The sequence below is a fragment of the Secundilactobacillus folii genome (assembly GCF_009720675.1).
Taxonomy (GTDB): Bacteria; Bacillota; Bacilli; order Lactobacillales; family Lactobacillaceae; genus Secundilactobacillus; species Secundilactobacillus folii.
The window spans coordinates 217,398-231,940 of record NZ_WNJO01000002.1; the positions used below are offsets into that span (position 1 = coordinate 217,398).

At 44.4% G+C, this 14,543-nt stretch carries 13 protein-coding genes and 1 riboswitch; of the genes, 9 read left to right on the top strand and 4 right to left on the bottom strand.

Going from position 1 to position 14,543, the window contains the following annotated elements; genetic code table 11:
• The first annotated feature begins 69 nt into the window (after window positions 1-69).
• A riboswitch (TPP riboswitch) is annotated at window positions 70-167 on the top strand.
• A gap of 73 nt (window positions 168-240) precedes the next feature.
• On the top strand, window positions 241-1,425 hold the full coding sequence (gene cytX / locus GM612_RS02660) for a putative hydroxymethylpyrimidine transporter CytX (RefSeq protein ID WP_155430832.1): 1,185 nt from the start codon (window positions 241-243) through the stop codon (window positions 1,423-1,425).
• A gap of 29 nt (window positions 1,426-1,454) precedes the next feature.
• Window positions 1,455-1,961 carry an energy coupling factor transporter S component ThiW gene (gene thiW, locus GM612_RS02665; RefSeq protein WP_155430833.1) on the top strand — a complete coding sequence of 169 codons (507 nt, stop codon included), beginning with the start codon at window positions 1,455-1,457 and terminating at the stop codon, window positions 1,959-1,961.
• Between the two features lie 217 nt (window positions 1,962-2,178).
• On the opposite strand, the gene GM612_RS02670 is transcribed toward thiW, so the two are convergent.
• A complete protein-coding gene (locus GM612_RS02670) occupies window positions 2,179-3,123 on the bottom strand; it encodes an FAD:protein FMN transferase (protein WP_155430834.1) in 945 nt (314 codons plus the stop codon).
• A 665-nt stretch (window positions 3,124-3,788) separates the two neighbouring features.
• On the opposite strand from GM612_RS02670, the gene GM612_RS02675 reads away from it, so the two are divergent.
• The 3 genes from GM612_RS02675 (at window position 3,789) to GM612_RS02685 (ending at window position 6,975) form a co-directional block, all read left to right on the top strand.
• Window positions 3,789-4,226, top strand: a complete 438-nt coding sequence (locus GM612_RS02675) for a GNAT family N-acetyltransferase (RefSeq protein WP_155430835.1) — start codon at window positions 3,789-3,791, stop codon at window positions 4,224-4,226.
• Window positions 4,227-4,652: 426 nt separating this feature from the next.
• On the top strand, window positions 4,653-5,999 hold the full coding sequence (gene gdhA / locus GM612_RS02680; protein ID WP_155430836.1) for an NADP-specific glutamate dehydrogenase: 1,347 nt from the start codon (window positions 4,653-4,655) through the stop codon (window positions 5,997-5,999).
• Between the two features lie 370 nt (window positions 6,000-6,369).
• Window positions 6,370-6,975 carry a hypothetical protein gene (locus tag GM612_RS02685; protein WP_155430837.1) on the top strand — a complete coding sequence of 202 codons (606 nt, stop codon included), beginning with the start codon at window positions 6,370-6,372 and terminating at the stop codon, window positions 6,973-6,975.
• A gap of 160 nt (window positions 6,976-7,135) precedes the next feature.
• On the opposite strand, the gene GM612_RS02690 is transcribed toward GM612_RS02685, so the two are convergent.
• Window positions 7,136-7,948, bottom strand: a complete 813-nt coding sequence (locus GM612_RS02690; protein WP_155430838.1) for a hypothetical protein — start codon at window positions 7,946-7,948, stop codon at window positions 7,136-7,138.
• Between the two features lie 396 nt (window positions 7,949-8,344).
• On the opposite strand from GM612_RS02690, the gene GM612_RS02695 reads away from it, so the two are divergent.
• The 4 genes from GM612_RS02695 (at window position 8,345) to GM612_RS02710 (ending at window position 13,655) form a co-directional block, all read left to right on the top strand.
• The gene (locus tag GM612_RS02695; protein ID WP_155430839.1) at window positions 8,345-9,730 is read left to right on the top strand and encodes a class II fumarate hydratase; all 1,386 of its coding nucleotides are present in this window, start codon (window positions 8,345-8,347) and stop codon (window positions 9,728-9,730) included.
• Window positions 9,731-9,751: 21 nt separating this feature from the next.
• A complete protein-coding gene (locus tag GM612_RS02700) occupies window positions 9,752-11,146 on the top strand; it encodes a flavocytochrome c (protein WP_155430840.1) in 1,395 nt (464 codons plus the stop codon).
• Between the two features lie 25 nt (window positions 11,147-11,171).
• The gene (locus tag GM612_RS02705; protein WP_155430841.1) at window positions 11,172-12,590 is read left to right on the top strand and encodes an anion permease; all 1,419 of its coding nucleotides are present in this window, start codon (window positions 11,172-11,174) and stop codon (window positions 12,588-12,590) included.
• A 168-nt stretch (window positions 12,591-12,758) separates the two neighbouring features.
• Window positions 12,759-13,655, top strand: a complete 897-nt coding sequence (locus tag GM612_RS02710; protein ID WP_155430842.1) for a LysR family transcriptional regulator — start codon at window positions 12,759-12,761, stop codon at window positions 13,653-13,655.
• A gap of 219 nt (window positions 13,656-13,874) precedes the next feature.
• Here GM612_RS02710 and GM612_RS02715 read toward each other — a convergent pair whose 3' ends face one another.
• On the bottom strand, window positions 13,875-14,258 hold the full coding sequence (locus tag GM612_RS02715; protein ID WP_155430843.1) for a hypothetical protein: 384 nt from the start codon (window positions 14,256-14,258) through the stop codon (window positions 13,875-13,877).
• Window positions 14,259-14,480, bottom strand: coding sequence for an AbrB/MazE/SpoVT family DNA-binding domain-containing protein (locus GM612_RS02720; RefSeq protein WP_173021200.1), 222 nt, complete (start codon window positions 14,478-14,480; stop codon window positions 14,259-14,261). It lies immediately after the preceding gene.
• Between the last annotated feature and the right edge of the window lie 63 nt (window positions 14,481-14,543).

Below are 14,543 nucleotides of genomic sequence, written 5' to 3' on the forward strand. Positions count from 1 at the left end.
TTCCCAAAAGTACTTTAATCCTAGACGTATCTACTACTGTCAGATATGTTAAAATAATAGCAGTCAATAAAACTACACTAGGGGCGCCAAACGGCTGAGAAAGAATTATCTAGTCCCTTTGAACCTGTTAAGTTAATGCTTGCGAAGGAAAGTGTAAACAACATCTAATCAGATGGTCTTTCAGCGCGCAAACGAAACGTAGCTGGAAGGCTTTTTAAATTGAAAGGGGAAATTTGTTTCATGGGAAATACCAAATCGAGCGGACTGTTTCTGCTCTGGATGGGAGCGGCTATCTCCATTGCTGAGATCGTCACGGGCACCCTGATCGCACCATTAGGCTGGCAAAGCGGCCTGTTAGCAATTATTATTGGTCACGTAATCGGCTGTTTCGTCTTTTTGCTACCGGCGGGCTACCTGTCTGCTCAGCAAAACCGAACCGCGATTCAGTCTACGAAAACTGTATTTGGCGAACATGGGGTCCAGCTCTTTTCACTTTTAAACGCCATTCAGCTTCTCGGCTGGACCGCTGTGATGATCGTGAACGCCCAGCTAGCGATGAACGGCATCTCTAAAGTACTTTTTCACTACCGTTCAGTGCTGGTGATGTCACTGATCGTTGCGGTGCTGATCATTGTTTGGCTGTTGATGGATCATGAATGGCTGTTTCGGATCAATAACGCGATCGTGGTGCTCTTGGCACTCGGGATGGTGCTGATGCTTTGGACAATTATTCATGAGGGTCGTCTTAATGCAAGTACAAATCTGGCACCCATCAGTTTCGGCAGCGCAGTTGAACTAAACGTCACCATGGCGTTGTCATGGCTGCCACTGATCGGTGATTATACCCGGCATACTGAGCATCCCTTCAAAACTAGTATGGCTAGTGTTAGTGGCTACTTCTTGGCTAGTATCTGCATGTTTTCACTGGGGCTCTTCACCGTTATCTTAACCGGCCAGTCTGATTTCACGACGGTGCTGTCCCGTTCAAGTATGGGCATGATTGCACTGCTAGTCATTGTGTTCTCCACCGTAACCACTACCTTTATGGATGCTTATTCCGCAGCCACAAATATTGCTAACATTGTTAAAACAAAAGCGATGAACTGGATTGCCGTTGGTATTACGGTGCTTGGCTTACTCATTGCATTGTTTGTTTCGATGGCCTACTATCAAAATTTCTTGTACGCTATCGGCGCGGTTTTCACGCCACTTTTTGCCATTCTGTTTGTGAGCGTCTACCTGATGCACGAGCGGCTATCGATCCCGCTTAACTTCATCTGGTGGGTCATCGGCGTTATCGGTTATTCTTGGTTACAAAAATTAGACTTTTTCTTGGGGACGACTTTCTTCCTCCTGTTAGTCCTGGGTGTAGGGGTTTACCTCACCGGTTTAGTCACCAAGAAATATCCGTTGATCACAGATTGAGTTGAATAACATGAAGGAGTTTGATCGAGATGAATAAGCGAGTTTACTATTTAACGTTAACTTCCGTACTTGTCGCGTTGGGTGTAATTGGTGGCAGTTTGTTTGAATTTACAGTGGGTGTAGCGAAAGTCGCCCCGATGCAACACCTCATCAACGTCGTGTCTGGTGCACTTCTAGGTCCATGGTGGGCAGTTACCCAGGCTTTTTTGACGTCGCTGGTTCGTAATTTGTTGGGGACGGGTACGATTTTGGCCTTCCCAGGCAGCATGTTCGGGGCGTTTTTGAGTGGCTTGTTTTTCAAATACACAAAGAAGTTGCTGGCAGCCGTCTTCGGCGAACTTATTGGAACTGGTATCATTGGCGCCTTCGCGGCTTATCCGCTGGCAGCTTGGCTACTGGGAGCGAAGGGTGCCCTTTGGCTATTTGTGCCGAGCTTTTTTCTGAGTGCGCTGGTTGGCGCAATTGTCGGTTACGCCTTGTTGAAGAGTATCTGGTCTTCTGTAATTCAACCGCAACTAAATAGAATGCAAAAGTAAGCGGGTGATAAAACTCGTTTTAGCTTCGGAGCGTAGGAACAAAAAAGCAATTTCCTCACTGGGAAATTGCTTTTTGTCGCTATGCTGCCGGGATCTAAGTTTTGTCACAGCTTCTTTTAAAATTGTCTTTTAATCGTGCTGAATTTACGTTGTCCGCTTAGCTTGCATTTCCATTAACCTAACAACATTGAATTCCTAAAAAGCCTGGGACCTGTGACTAAATCAGTTGATAATGACTGTCGGTTAAAGTGAAGACATCCTTTAATCCGGAAGTAATTGCCACGCGATAGTCACGGGTGACAAAGATTGCGTCTAGGCCTGGCTGATTTTCAATTAGTGGCAGACCCTTATCAATATCTTGATAGAAGGCCTCAGTGGTCCAAATATCACCGTCGATGGATAAGTCGCTAATGATGGTGACACTCTCCAAATCATTTTGAATCGGATAGCCAGTTTTTGAATCGAACATGTGATGGTAATTTTGACCATTGATTACGAGATAACGTTCGTAGATCCCAGAAGTCACAATTGACTTTGCCGGTGTGGTCATGACGCCGAGGGCAACGTTTCGTTTCTGAACGGGATTTTGCACGCCAATTCGCCAGAGACCATTTGGGCGGGCACTTTTACCAACCAGTAAAATGTTGCCACCGAGATCAATGATTCCGCTCTTCACACCCATAGAGACCCAAAGATACTTGATGGCATCTGCAATATAGCCCTTAGCAATCGCACCCAGATCGATCTCCATTCCCGGTTTAGTGAGAAAGACTGTCTGCGCTCCGTCATTTAATTTAATGTCTGCGGGGTCGATCAATTTAAGCCGTTCCTTGATATCCGAATCAGCCGGCAAATTAGCCCCGTCAAAGCCAATTTTCCAGAGCTTGACTAACGGGCCGATTGCCGTGTTAAACCCTAAGTTCCAAAGACTGACCTCTACTGCCCGTTTAATTAATTGATAGGTGATCGCAGACACGTGAACCGGTTGATCGCCGGCTGCGTGATTAACGTCCATGACTTCCGAAACGGGTCGGTTGACAGTTAAAATATCCTCGTAGTGCTGAATTAACCGGTGACCAGCATCTAGGTCGGCCTCCGTTGCCGGCTCTTCAACTGAGAGGGTAATAGTGGTACCTAAACCATAATACTGCTTTTGAATCATCAAGTTTCACGCCTTTCTTGGCAAATGTTTAACTCCAAGATAACACAAAACCGACTTAACAGCAGACTGTTAAGCCGGTTTTGAATCTGGGGTGAGAGGTCCCAGAATTGTGTGAATATCGGATTTGCACTTCATTATCGTGCTATTGATGAAAGGAGTCCGTTTGACCTGATGCTTGATGAGTCTTGTTTTCAGGTATCCACGGATAAAATCATGGCTAGGTTGTAGTTTCTTTCATTGGCATTCGCTCCCTCTAAACATTCCCCTAAAAACTATGTAATCGAATCCTTTACCAAACATATATCACCTCCCGCTACAAATGGGTAAGAAAAAACCAGGAACCTTGAACAGCTCCTGGATAGACCAACGCTGCCCGCTCTATTTTGCGGGCACTAAACTGTGACCCGCCTGCTTATAAAATCACGACGCGAATAATCACACTGTTTAATTGTACGTTAGTCTTTGTCATTTGGATTACCCCTTTGTTTGAATTGCATCTAATATAGCATTAAAACATGATGAGTGCAAGATTAAAATAAAATTAAATTAAAAAAGTTAAAATTCAGTATCATCGCTCTTAGCAGTGAACATTTAGCTTGCTAATTATGGTTCGGCAGCGTACCTTAAATGGTGAATAGACACGCACTGGAAGAGAGGAAGACATTGTGAAAGTTGAAAAAATGGATCATATCTCATCTACTGACCTTCAGACATTGATGACCCTCTGGCTGAGTGGTAACTTGGATGCCCATCCGTTCATCAGCGAAGAATACTGGCAAGAGCACGAAAACGAGGTTGCAGGGGCTTTGAAAACCGCTGAAGTCTACGTTGTTCGTGATGATAATGGCGAGATCGTCGGTTTTGCCGGGATGCAGGGTCAGCGACTAACTGGTATCTTCGTTAAAGCTGGTCAACGAAATGATGGTCTTGGAAGCCTGCTGATGTTTGCTCTGAAGTCAGACTATCGGTTGATCAAAGCCTCAGCCTTCGAGAAAAATGCCAATGCAATTCACTTCTATAAGCAGCATGATTTTGACATCAGTGAACGCGAATTAAATCAGGAAACCAATGAAGTTGTCGTTAAGATGATTTGGCAGGCTTAATTGAGATACAAAAACACCGGGTGCTCGCAGTCACCCGGTGTTTTTGTGTTTGGAGGAGTTGATATATATATTGTTTTAGAGCGTTAACCGATAAATTTTCGCTTCGGGTCTTCTTGAAGGACCACTGGCGGAATTTTTATCGGTGGCTGTTTTTCAGACTTGATCAGCTTTTGCATTGGGGTTTGTGACATGACAACTGACATTAGCATCGTCCTTTCACTCATTGCTTGTAGCAACTTGATGTGTCTTACTATACGGAGGATGACTTAACCGGAGCTTAAAAGTAGTTAAAGAAAAGATTATGGTCTGAATAATTATTAAAGAAATTTAATTTAATTCTCATTTTTATGTTTACTAGTAAACACTGTTCTGCTATACTGACCTCATTGTATGAAGATTATTGATGATAACAGAGAGGACGATTTCATGACAGCAGCAACTGACTATTTAGCACGGGTTCGTGCTGAGATTGCACACCGTGATCCTAACCAAACGGAATTTTTAGAGGCTATTGATAACTTCTTTAAGACTTTGACACCAGTTTTAGAAGCTCATCCCGAATATATTGACGCTAACATCGTTGGCCGTTTAACGGAGCCTGAACGAGTCATTCAATTTCGGGTACCGTGGGTCGACGACGAAGGCAACGTCCGGGTCAACCGGGGGTTCCGAGTTCAATTTAGCGCTGCTATTGGGCCATATAAGGGCGGCTTACGGCTGCATCCAAGTGTTAACCTGTCGATCATTAAATTTCTTGGCTTTGAACAGACCTTCAAGAACAGTCTGACAGGGCTGCCAATCGGTGGCGGCAAGGGCGGTTCTGACTTTGATCCTAAGGGTAAGTCGGATAATGAAGTCATGCGCTTTGCTCAAAGTTTCATGACGGAGTTACAAAAGTACATTGGACCAGATCTGGATGTTCCTGCTGGTGACATTGGTGTTGGCGGTCGTGAAATTGGTTATTTATTTGGTCAATATCGTCGTTTAAACGGTTATCAAGCAGGTATTTTGACGGGTAAAGGTTTATCCTACGGTGGTAGTTTAGCCCGAACTGAAGCCACTGGTTTTGGCCTTCTCTACTATACCAAAGCGTTGCTAGAAGCTCAGGGCAGTGACCTTAAGGGCAAAACGATCAAGGTTTCTGGTGCAGGTAACGTTGCCATTTATGCCATTCAAAAAGCAACCGCGTTAGGCGCAAAAGTTGTCACGGCCTCCGATTCCAACGGTTACGTGTATGATCCAAATGGCATTGACTTTAAGGTCGTACAACAAATCAAAGAAGTTGAGCGCGGCCGGATCAAGGAATATGCACAACGTGTTGAGACCGCTACCTACCACGAAGGCTCAGTCTGGGACTTTGACGTTGACTATGATATTGCGTTGCCATGTGCGACTCAAAATGAAATTGATGGCGGTCGAGCGGCCCGGTTAGCTCAAAACGGTGCTAAAGTTGTCGCCTGCGGTGCTAATATGCCATGTACACCTGAAGCCGTTGAAGTTTTTAAGAAGCAAAACGTGCTGTTAGGACCGGCTAAAGCAGCCAATGCTGGTGGTGTGGCCGTTTCGGCACTTGAAATGAGTCAAAACAGTGAGCGGCTATCATGGACGTTTGAAGAAGTTGATGATCGGCTCAAAGATATTATGAAGAACATTTTTGATGAATCAGCAGCAGCCGCCAAGGAATATGATCTTGGCACTGACTACCTTGCAGCGGCTAACATTGCTGGCTTCACCAAGGTGGCTGATGCCATGATGGCACAAGGTGTGATTTAATTGCGGTCGTTGATGGAGGGAAATTAAGTTAATCAATTTATAAAAAATCAGTGGCTAGCTTTAGAAATTTTGAGGCTTACCACTGATTTTTGCTTGGCTAAAAAGGAATTGGAAACACCAGGTTAGTCGATAAGTGAGCGTTTCTTCGTCGTTTTTTACTAGTTGTAATTTAGCTGTCAAGAGGCTTGATTCATGGTAAGCTCCGATTCTTGGAGTCATTTTAACCAGTTAAATAGTGCGTTATATATGGATTTATCTGCCAATCAATTTACCCCCCTAGTTCCGATTCCTAATTGGGCTTATAATGTAAATCAGGAATGTAAATCGATTTAAAAAAACGAGTTTAGGAAAACATAGGGGGGATAATCTGATGGGGATCATCTTAGTATTTATATTTAGCATTATGACCATTCTAGGTGTGCTTTCGTGGTGGTACGCTGCACACTACAACGGGTTGGTCGGGACGACTCGCACCCTAGCTATTATTAGTATCATTGGACTGCTGTTTAGCTTTGGCTACGTTTATAAGAAGGGTTGGTCAAACAACAGGCCTAATAGTCAAACGACTACCAGTCAAAAGACAAATGTTAGTTCAAATCAGTATTTTGCACAAAAAAACTCCGAATCGGCGTCAATTGCTCAACAGCATCAAAACGAGCAGAGTATTTTAAAGCAGCTCAATAAGTCCTATAACACCAACGTTGGTCAGGTCACTTTTGACCAGGCAACGAAGACGTACACGGTCACACCAACTAAGGCCAGTTATATCAAGTCAGTGACGATTATGTGGAATTATCCTAAGACCAACGCTAAGTCAATCAATTCTATGAAGACCAATTACGTCAAGATGTCAAAGTCGATCGATAAATCCTTAAAGGGCAGTTATACCCTACAGGTGAAAAAATCACAAAAAGGGCCAGTGATTCTTAAAATTAAAAATGGTCAAGCACAAGTGTTAAATGAAGGCACTGAATAGGTTTTGAGAAGGCCTAATTTAAAAAAAGGTTCATGATTCAACTTAAGCTAAAAAGCGATACCGGCTTAATTTTCCAAATCAGGAGGATTAAGCCGGTACCGCTTTTTGGTAGTGAAACGAACTTTAGTTTATCTATTCATTCTTCTAGTAACGGCTAGTTTTAATTACCTGTCACACCATTAGTTTTCGACTGGTCGTAAATAATTTTAGTTTGTTTATTGGTTACTGTGAGCAAGTAGTAATGCATCCCCGTCACATCCACGCGGTAGCCCCCATAAACTTTGCGACCGATTTGAAAGGGCTGAATGCGTTGATTAAACGTAAAGTTACTCAGTGAGATCTCGTTTGCCATGATGACGTTAGCATCCCCATATTGGACGGTTTTAACGGGATAGATCTTCAAGGCAAATTGTTCACCCTTTCCCTGTCGCGAGGACGTGAGGGCATACGGTGTTGGCGCTGCATAACTGCTAGGGTTATCGTGGATCGCCTGATTAATTTTAAGATATTGCTGAAGCGCTTTGATCTGGGTCGGATCACTCTTTGACTTTTTTAAAGCATTCAAATCGGACTGAATACCCTTGATGCTAGTGGCAACGATTTTTTGCTGCCCAGACACACCGTCGCGAAACGCCTGCCTGTCAGCTCGCTTGCCGAATTGAATTTGTTTTGTTGTAGACATGGTCTGCAGCCGTTTAAGGGTGACCTTATTTTTTCCCGTAGGCAGCATATAAGTCGTTGCTTGGCCATTGCGAAGGACAAAAATGCTGTTGACCGTGGATGAAGCCGTTAATTGTTTCTTTGAAGATTCCAAGTGATACCACAATCGTGGGCGTGCACCACGACCGGATCTGACTAAAGCTAACTTACTGACTGGCTGCTGAGATTGAGTTTTTTTGGTGCCACAAGCAGTCATCAAAATTCCTAAACTTAAGATCAAAATACCAACCAGAACGTGTCGAATGCGCTGCAAAAAATCCCCTCCCAAATGTTGTTCCTAACATAGTGTACGCAAATTGACTGTTGAATGACAGAATAATCAGTAAGATTTTAAAAATTTTCTTGTTCCTTGGCTTTCAGGAACTAAATTTTATAAGCAGAATGGTCATTTAGCCGTATAAAACGCTTACATTGATAGGTTGTGAAAAATATACAGTAAAATCCTCCTGCTTCCATTCTTTCGTTTAGATCAAGTCAGATTACCTCAATAGCTGCAAAGACTTATTTATCAAGCTCATAAGTAAATGCAATGAGGTCTTCATAGTTTGACTATAGGACTTGTGTGCAATTAAACTATCTTTGTTAGTGAAATACATCACTTAAAATATTTGAACTTTTACTCAGTCATCAGACAATGGAGGTCAACAACATGGCAGACTACAGAATTGAATCAGACACGATCGGCGAAGTTAAGATCCCGTCTACCGCCCTTTGGGGTGCTCAAACGGAACGGAGTCGTAACAACTTTCCCACCGGTGAAAAGATGCCGCTTGAATTGATCAAGGCTTTGTTACAGATTAAAAAGGCTGCAGCCACCGCTAATAAAGAATTAAAGAATATTGACGCCGCAAAGGCAGACTTGATCGTTGAGGCAATCAACACCTTGTTAGCACTGGATGATGAGGATCTGCGTAAAGACTTCCCATTGGTGATCTATCAAACGGGATCCGGTACTCAAACCAACATGAACGTTAACGAGGTCGTTGCCCACCAAGCTGCAAGGCTAAACAGCGACATTGAGATCTTACCTAATGACGACGTTAATAAGGGTCAAAGCTCAAACGATATTTTTCCAACTGCCATGAACATCACGGCTGCTAAGGCTGTTAGTAGTTTGGAAAAATCACTGCAACATTTAATTGATGAATTAAAAGTTAAACAAGACAAGTATTGGAAGACTGTAAAAATTGGCCGAACCCATTTACAGGACGCAACACCGTTAACATTCGGCCAAGAAGTTTCCGGTTGGGTGTCTGCTTTGGAACATGACTTAGATTATTTAAAGACGCTCGGCAAGACCTTGAGCGAACTGGCAATGGGTGGCACAGCTGTCGGGACGGGTCTAAATGCAGCACCAGGCTTTGCTGACATCATTGCCGAAAAGATGGGTGAGCTTTATGGTCTTCACTTTACCGCAGATACTAACAAGTTCTACGGTCTGGCACACCATTCCGGTCTTAATGTCGTTCATGGGGCGATCAAGACGTTAGCTGCTGACCTAATGAAGATTGCCAATGATGTGCGTTTCTTAGCTTCCGGTCCACGAGCTGGGTACGGCGAGTTAAACATTCCAGCTAACGAACCTGGTTCCTCGATCATGCCTGGTAAGGTCAACCCAACCCAGGCTGAAGCCATTACGATGGCCGCAGTCCGTGTGATGGGTAACGATGTGGTCGTTGATTTAGCTTCCAGCCAAGGTAATTTTGAAATGAACGTTTATAAGCCCGTTTTAATCGCTGCTTTTCTCGAATCGGCTGAATTATTAACCGGTACTATGAGAGGCTTCGCTGACAAGATGATCCACGGCTTGAGTGTTAATTCAGAACGGATGGAAGAATTAGTCGATCGGTCATTGATGACGGTGACTGCATTGTCACCGCATATTGGCTACCACGAAAGTGCCACGATTGCCCAAGAAGCTTTGGCTGAAGGCACAAACTTGAAGGAAGCCGCTTTGAAGTCTGGCTTAGTTACCGAAGAACAGTATGACAAGTGGGTCGTGCCGATCAACATGACCAATATCGATCAAAAATAGTCACAGAATAGGAGTTTAGTAATGGCTGAAAAATTTCATTTTGAACCAACGTCACTAACGAAGTTAAGAAAGCACTACGACGTGATCGTCATCGGTTCAGGCGCGGCTGGAATGACGGCTGCCATTCAAGCTCATGAACTGGGCTTGAAACCCGTGATTCTAGAAAAGATGGACAACCTAGGTGGTAATACTAACCGGGCGTCGTCAGGGATGAACGCTGCCGAGACCAACGTTCAGTTAAAGCACCACGTGGTCGATAGTTTTGAAGAATTTTACGACGAGACACTCAAGGGTGGCGGCAATCAGAACAACACGGAATTATTAAAATACTTCTCAACGCACGCTGCTTTAGCAATTGATTGGTTAAGCGACCATGACATTCACTTAGATGAAATTACGATCACGGGTGGCATGAGCAAGATGCGGACCCACCGGCCAAGCTCACTGGCACCGATTGGCGCCTTTCTCGTCACGGAATTACTAAAACAAGTTCAAAAGGCTAGAATTCCGTTATTTGCCGGTTTAAAAGTCACTGAATTAACCACTGAAAACGGCCGCGTGACGGGTGTTCGCGCAACCACTGGTAAACAAAGCGGTCCGTTAACGGCTGACGCAGTAGTCTTAGCGGCTGGTGGCTTTGGTGCTAATCAAGATATGTTAGCTGAGTACCGCCCAGATTTAAAGGGTATGAAGACCACTAATCAACCTGGTGCAACCGGGGATGGTATCAAACTGGCACAGGCATTAGGTGCTAAGTTGGTTGATATGGACCAAGTCCAAGTCCACCCAACTGTTCAGCAAGACACTGACCATGCTTACTTGATTGGTGAGGCTGTTCGTGGTGAAGGTGCTATTTTGGTCAACCAGCACGGTGAGCGGTTTGTTAACGAGCTGGATACCCGAAAAAATGTGACCGCTGCTATTGATCAGCTAAATGAGGGTGGCGCCTACCTGATTTTTGATCAGGGGATCCGTAATCGTGTGAAGGCAGTGGAATTTTACGATTCCATCGGCCTTGTGCATACGGGACAGTCCCTGGATGAGATTGCCGACCAGCTCGGATTTGATGCCGCAACTTTAAAACAAACGGTTACTGACTGGAACAAAGCTGTCACAGATGAAAATGATGCGGCCTTCCACCGGACCACTGGTATGGATCGCGATATTGAAAATGCACCGTTCTTCGCCATTCACATTGCACCGGCCGTTCATTACACCATGGGTGGCATCGCCATCAACCATAAAACGGAAGTTCTAAATGAAGCTGGAGACTCCATCAAGGGACTTTATGCCGCGGGGGAGATCGTTGGCGGACTTCATGGCAATAACCGAATCGGCGGCAATTCAATCGCCGAAACCGTTATTTTTGGTCGCCAGGCAGGCGAACAAGTTTTCAACTACGTAAGTCAAAAATAAGGTACCTTAATGGGGAGCTAATGACATGACACTGAACAAAATTAATTATCGCAAATTTATCTTGCCACTTGCTGTGGGATTGATCATTTGGTTTTTATCACCATTTAAGCCAGCTGGTGTTTCAATGGTCGCATGGCACATGTTAGCTATTTTTGTTGCTACTATTTTGGGTTGTATTACCCAACCCCTGCCGATTGCTGGGGTCGCTCTTATTGGCATGACACTTGCAGTATTGCTTGGCGTGGTCAGCATCGATGACGCCACCGTAGGGTTTGGTAATGGCACGGTTTGGATGATTGGGATGGCTTACTTCCTATCGCGTGGCTTCATTAACACGGGTCTTGGCCGCCGGATCGCATTGATCTTCGTGAAACTGTTTGGTAAACGGACTTTGGGCTTGGCCTACGCCTTAATTGGGGTCGACCTTGTTACTGCACCTGCAACGCCAAGTAATACGGCGCGTGCCGGTGGAATTGTTTTTCCAATTATTGAGTCACTGTCAGATACTTTTGGTTCTTCGCCGAAGGATGGTACCCAGAGTAAAATCGGTTCCTACTTGATTTTCTCAGAATTTCATGGTGACATCATTACATCCGGAATGTTTATGACTGCGATGGCACCTAACCTGGTTGCCGTAGCGTTGGCGAAGGGGTTGCACGTTCAAATTTCATGGATCGGCTGGTTTGTCGCAGCAATCGTGCCAGGCATCATTTGTTTAGCACTAGTTCCTTGGTTGATCTACAAACTGTATCCGCCTGAGATCAAAGAAACTCCTAATGCAAAGGAATGGGCAGATAAAGAACTTGCTGAAATGGGCAAGGTCTCGTTACCTGAGAAATTAATGGCTGGCGTCTTCGTCATTGCTTTGGTCCTTTGGATGATTTCTAGTTTCATTGGTTTGGATGCTACCACCGTTGCGTTCTTAGCCGTTGGTCTGTTGCTGCTATCTGGTGTGCTTAGTGTGAAGGACATCCTAGCTGAGACCGGTGCTTGGAACACGATCGTTTGGTTCGCAATTTTGATTTTTATGGCTAACGAGTTGAATACCTTAGGCTTCATTCCATGGATGTCGAAGGCATTGGGTAATAGCCTTCATGGCATGAGCTGGGGAATCGTGATGGTCGTACTGGTAATCTTTTACTTCTACAGTCACTACCTCTTTGCTTCCGGAACGGCTCACGTTACTGCGATGTATAGTGCTCTGCTGGCCGTCGCCATTTCCGCTGGTGCACCAGCAACGTTTGCGGCCGTGATGCTAGGCTTTGTTGGCGCAATTTTCGGTTCAACTACGCAGTATGCAAACGGGCCAGCCTCCGCCTTGTTTGGTGCTGGTTATAACAAGCAAAGTGACTGGTGGCGGTTAAACTTCATCCTTGGGTTAGTCTACCTCGTCGTTTGGGGCGGGATTGGTTCGTTGTGGATGAAAGTACTTGGTATGTGGTAAAAGGTAACACGAACTATAAAGTTTCAAACAAAAAAGGTGACTTCAGCTGTATTTCTAAGTGTGGAAAATACAGTTAGGGTCACCTTTTTTGTGAGAGCTAAAACAACTATGTAGCGCTCGTCTCTTATGTGCTACACTTACTTCAATACCACTTTCGAGGAGTGTAACATGAACACAAAGGACCTTGCCTATTTTAAGGCGTTAGTTGAAAAACGAAACTATACGGCGGTCGCTGAGTTATTTAATGTCTCGCAGCCTACCGTGACACAGGCCATCAAACGATTGGAAAAAGAATTTGCTGATGAACTGGTGCATGTGGATCGTGCCCATCACAGAACAGAAATTACGCGTTCGGGACAATTGTTGTATGAGAAGGCCAGTGAAATTGCAACCAGCTTGAGCCTTGCTCATCAAGAAATCGACAACGCCAAGTTATCCCAAATTCGTTTTGGGCTGCCACCGATCATTGGAACATTATACTTTCCGTCCCTTGCTGGTCGTTTGCTGAAGGACGGTCTTTTGCAGCGGCTTAAGGTCACTGAAATGGGTTCCGGTGGGTTGTTGGATGCCGTTAAGGCCGGTGAGATTGATATTGCGTTATTAGCCTCAGTCCTACCACTCCACGAACCATCACTTGAAGTCCATCGAATTGGCAGTCGACCCTTCGTTATCGTTGTTAGCCGTCAACACCCGCTGGCTGAGCAGGGCAGCGTCAATTTTAAACAGTTGGCAAATGAAAAATTTATTATGCTGAACCGCAAATTTATTCATCCTAAAGTGTTCAAGGCGTATTCCGAATATGCTGGTGTCAACCCGCCGGTAATCTACAGAACCCCTGATATCGCCTGGATCACTAGTTTAGTTAAGGAAAATTTGGGTATCAGTCTACTAGTTCGTGATATTGTGGCTAAGAGTGACGAAGATGTCCTAGCGTGTCTGACAATTAATGATCCGCTTCCGGAACAGTTTAACGTGTCAATTGTCAGTCGGAAGGGCTACGTTTTAACCCCAGATGAAAATCATTTTGTGCACGATTTGATGCAGTTAAAATTGCCAAAAAGTTGATCTGATGAGCTTTTGAATGTCATACACGCAATCGTTGGTTGGATAACATCACCCAAAATATTACGACAACAACGTAAATCGGACTCAGTATCCTAGAATTGAACGCAATCAGGCGGTATCAGATGAATTCGATAACTTTGGAATTCTTCTGATACCGCCTGATTTTAAATGAAATGGGCTATATATCGTCTTATCGTCAATTGTCTTCATAGCGGGGCACTAATGCTCCTTTAAATGGTCGTTAAAAATATTGAATAATTCGGTTTCAGGGACCTGGTCTTGATCAACACGATTGACTAAGTCAGTGAACTCAGCGTTACTGAAAGTTAATTCATAGTCGTTCAGGTCAGCCAACGTTGACACCGCAATGGCGGCCGTTTGCAAATTATAACTGGAAAATGGTTTACCAGAAATGATCGACGCAAAGAGGAAGCCGGTTTTATTGGCCACCATTTCACGTAAGTTTCGGTCATAAAAGTTTGCTTGCGGCACTGCAATGATCTTATTTAGGAGATCAGCGTTGTTGATGCCGGGTTGCTGACCAGCATCGATCACTAACCGGCTATTAATGGCAATCAGTTCATCCGCTGTAATATAACGCATCTATTCGTCACCTCGTAGTTGATCTAGGGTCAAATCGTATTGGTTGATAGCTCTGTCAAGACTACTGTAAAACTGGTCGTCAAGCTGAACATCATTTCTAAACGTGACATCGATTTCATCACCCTTTTGAGCGTTTAATTTGCGGGCAATATTAGCGGGAATCGTAATGGCAAGTGAATTACCCACCTGAATAATTTGTCGACGTGATTTGATTTCATTCATTGTAAGGAACATCCCTTCCGTTATAACAAATTCATATTTATCCACGTGCATTATAGCACAAAT

Bases quoted from the DNA above. Each gene is read 5' to 3' on its own strand.
- GM612_RS02685 (WP_155430837.1), top strand. From the start codon at position 6,370: ATGGGGATCATCTTAGTATTTATATTTAGCATTATGACCATTCTAGGT.
- thiW (WP_155430833.1), top strand. From the start codon at position 1,455: ATGAATAAGCGAGTTTACTATTTAACGTTAACTTCCGTACTTGTCGCG.
- GM612_RS02700 (WP_155430840.1), top strand. From the start codon at position 9,752: ATGGCTGAAAAATTTCATTTTGAACCAACGTCACTAACGAAGTTAAGA.
- GM612_RS02715 (WP_155430843.1), bottom strand. From the start codon at position 14,258: ATGCGTTATATTACAGCGGATGAACTGATTGCCATTAATAGCCGGTTA.
- GM612_RS02705 (WP_155430841.1), top strand. From the start codon at position 11,172: ATGACACTGAACAAAATTAATTATCGCAAATTTATCTTGCCACTTGCT.
- GM612_RS02670 (WP_155430834.1), bottom strand. From the start codon at position 3,123: ATGATTCAAAAGCAGTATTATGGTTTAGGTACCACTATTACCCTCTCA.
- GM612_RS02695 (WP_155430839.1), top strand. From the start codon at position 8,345: ATGGCAGACTACAGAATTGAATCAGACACGATCGGCGAAGTTAAGATC.
- cytX (WP_155430832.1), top strand. From the start codon at position 241: ATGGGAAATACCAAATCGAGCGGACTGTTTCTGCTCTGGATGGGAGCG.
- GM612_RS02710 (WP_155430842.1), top strand. From the start codon at position 12,759: ATGAACACAAAGGACCTTGCCTATTTTAAGGCGTTAGTTGAAAAACGA.
- GM612_RS02720 (WP_173021200.1), bottom strand. From the start codon at position 14,480: ATGAATGAAATCAAATCACGTCGACAAATTATTCAGGTGGGTAATTCA.
- gdhA (WP_155430836.1), top strand. From the start codon at position 4,653: ATGACAGCAGCAACTGACTATTTAGCACGGGTTCGTGCTGAGATTGCA.